We start from the raw sequence: 2,962 nt of genomic DNA on the forward strand, positions 1-2,962 counted from the left end.
CCCCGGTTCCCGCTCCCGACGTTCGAGTTGCCGACGTTGAACGACCCGACGTTCGAGCTACCCAGGTTGCCGTCACCCCGGTTGAACGAACCCCGGTTCCCACTGCCGACGTTCGAGCTCCCGACGTTGCCGTTGCCGACGTTCGAGTTCCCGACGTTGTGGTCGCCGACGTTGCGGAAGCCGGTGTTGTGGTCGCCGGTGTTGGCGTCGCCGTGGTTGCCGACGCCGGCGTTCGACCAGTTGTGGGAGCCGCCGGAGCAGCCTCGGCCGCAGTCGGTCAGGCGGGCGTCGGAGCCGGAGTTGCTGGTGGGGCCGCGGGTGGGCTGGTCGGCGCGGGGGGCTTTGGTGACGGCGTCGTAGACGACGTAGTCGGGGGCGGTGGAGGCGGCGGAGTGCGAGGGGGCCTGGCAGCCGCCGCCGGAGACGTGGCAGCCGGCGGTCGCGTCGGAGCCGGTGCGCCGGGGGGACACGGCGGTGTCCAGGGCGGTGGTCTCGCTGCGGGTGTCGGCCGAGCAGCGGCCGCCGCCGGAGGGGCAGCTCGCGGTGCCGGAGGCGTGCGAGACGCTGACCGGCTCGCCGGCGGCGGTGCGAGTGCGAGTGCGGGTACGGGCGGTCGGGGCCGCCGTGTCGGTCGCGCTGGCCGCGATCTTGTCGGCCGGCGTGGTGGCGCGGTTGGTGACGTCGGTGCGGGCTCGGCTGGTGCAGCCCGAGCCGCCGGACGCGGAGCAGGTGTTGGCGCCGGTGCTGTCGCGCAACGGCACGTCGCCGGACGCGGCGCCGCTGGTGTTGCTGGTGGCGCCGCCGGAGCAGTCGGGGCCGGCGCAGTCGAGCTGGCCGCTGGCCTGGCTGGAGGCGGACACATCGCGCGGTGGACCCCGAGGACGGGCCTGCGACCAGGCCGGGGAGCCGGGCGCACCCGCGCCGGCGTCACCGTTCCCGGCGCGCCAGGCGGACGGACGCCCCGAGCCGTCGTGGTCGGCCAGGCCGGCCCAGTGCCCGCCGCCGGCGCCCGACCCGCCGGGCACGCCGCCGGCCAGCCAGGACTCGCCGCCGCCGCGACCGGGCGCCAGCGGCATCCCGCCCGGGAACGAACCCGAGCCCGAGCCGCCGGCCTGCTCCGCGCACACCGACGCGACACAACCGCCGCCGCGAGCGCCCGAACCCCGACCGCCCCGAGCCGCCTTGCCCGGAAGCAGGCCGAGGCGGTCGTCGGCGCGGGACTGCGACCGGCTCGCGCAGCTCCCGTTGCCGGAGACCGAGCAGGAGTTCTCGCCGCTGGTCCGCCGGGTCGCGCCGGGCTTGCCGGGCTCGGTGGAAGCGGAGGTGACCTCGCCGGCGGTGCTGGCATAGCTGGTGCCGCCACAACCGGCCCGCCCGGCGCAGTCCACCCCGGCGCTGGCGGTGCCCCCGGCGCGGGCGTCGCCGTCGAAGGTGCTCGACGCCAGGCGCGGCGCGCCGGTCCACGGGTCGGTGCCCAGCCGGGTTCGGGTGGCCAGCGGGTTGCCGGCGTAGGCGCCGCTCTCGGCGTGGCACGGCCCGCCGGTCGCGGCGCAGCCCGAGGTGGTCTCGCCGTGGCGCAGCGCTCCGGTGCCGCTGGCCGCGTCCGCGCTGGTGCGGGTCGACCCGACGCCGGAGCAGCCGGCGCCCGCGCAGTCCACCCGGACCCCGGCCTGGGCGCGCGCCTCCGAACCGGAAGCGGAGCCCGTGACCGAGCTGTACGCCGAACACCCCGAGCTCGAAGCGCACGTCGAGTCCGCCGCCGCGCTCCGCTCCCGCGCCCCGCCGGTGCTGTGGGTGGTGCAGCCGCCGCCGGTCGCGGAGCAGTCCGCCCCCGCCGAGCCGCCGACGTCCGAGCCCGTGCTCAGCGAGCAGCTGCCCGTGCACGAGCCCGAGCTCGCCCCCGCCGCCGGCTTCTCCTCCGCAGCGGTCGCGCCCACCGCGTACACGTCCCGCCCGCCGCTCCCCCGGCTGCCGCTGCTCGCCCCGCACCCGCCGGCGCTCGAACAGTCGGCCGCCGCGCGGGCCCGGTTGGCGTAGCTGCCGGCCTGGCAGTCCCCGGCCGGGCAGGACGAGCTGGCGGTGTTGCCGCCCCGGGTGGCCGTGGTCCGGCAGCCGCCGTCGACCCCGCAGCTCCCGGACGCCGACGACTCGCCCGAGCCCGCCGAGCTCGAACAGCCCGACACCCCGGACAGCCCCATGCACCGCTGGCCCTCGCGCTCGCCCGTCCGAGGGTTGGTCGCCACCGAGGAGCATTCGCTGAACGCCCCGCTGGACCCGCACGACGACCCGGACGCCGCCCGGTCCCCCAGCGCGGCCGACTGCTCCGGCCCGGCCCGGCCGGTGGCCGCGCGCAGCTCCTCGGTCTGGGCGTAGACGCGCTCGCGCAGCCGTTCCTGCCGGGCGGCCTGGGAGCGGTAGATCCCGGTGTCGATCGCGGTCCCGACGTACTCGCCAACATCGAGCCGACCCGCTTGGAGCTCGGAGTCGAGCTTCGCCTGCCGCGTGTCCAGGTTCTTCTTGCTCGCGTCCAGCTTGGCCTGGTTGCTCTCCAGCCGCTGATGCCCGCTGATCACGTCGTCGATCAGCTCGTTGCGCTCCGGGGAGAGCGTGGCGGCCTGGGAGTCGACCTTCTTGGAAAGCTCTTGGTGTTCCTTGACGTGCTGGTCATAGGTCGCCTGGGCCAGCTTGCCGTCCGCGACCTGCTTCTTCTCGTCCGCGAGCTTCTTCTCGCCCTTGATGACGTCCAACCGGCCGTTGAGCACCGCGTCGGTGTTCTTCGGCGAGTCGTCATAGGAGTAGGAGTCACGGTAGGAGTCCCGGTAGGAGTCGCGGTAGCGCCCGGGAGGACCCCGCGACCCCAGCCCGGACCACTCCTCGGACGTCAACCCGCCCGAACGCTCACCGATCGCCTTCAGGGCACGCCCGCCCAGCACGTCGGACACGATCCGCCCGGCCAGCGCCT

1 protein-coding gene is annotated in these 2,962 nt (G+C 76.0%); it reads right to left on the bottom strand.

Translation table 11 applies throughout. The features are described from left to right. Positions 1-2,962: pentapeptide repeat-containing protein (locus tag N912_RS0148110; RefSeq protein ID WP_028928016.1), on the bottom strand; the 2,962-nt coding region annotated here is incomplete at both ends.

Origin of the sequence: Actinospineispora acaciae DSM 45401, assembly GCF_000620785.1 — a bacterium.
GTDB lineage: Bacteria > Actinomycetota > Actinomycetes > Mycobacteriales > Pseudonocardiaceae > Pseudonocardia > Pseudonocardia acaciae.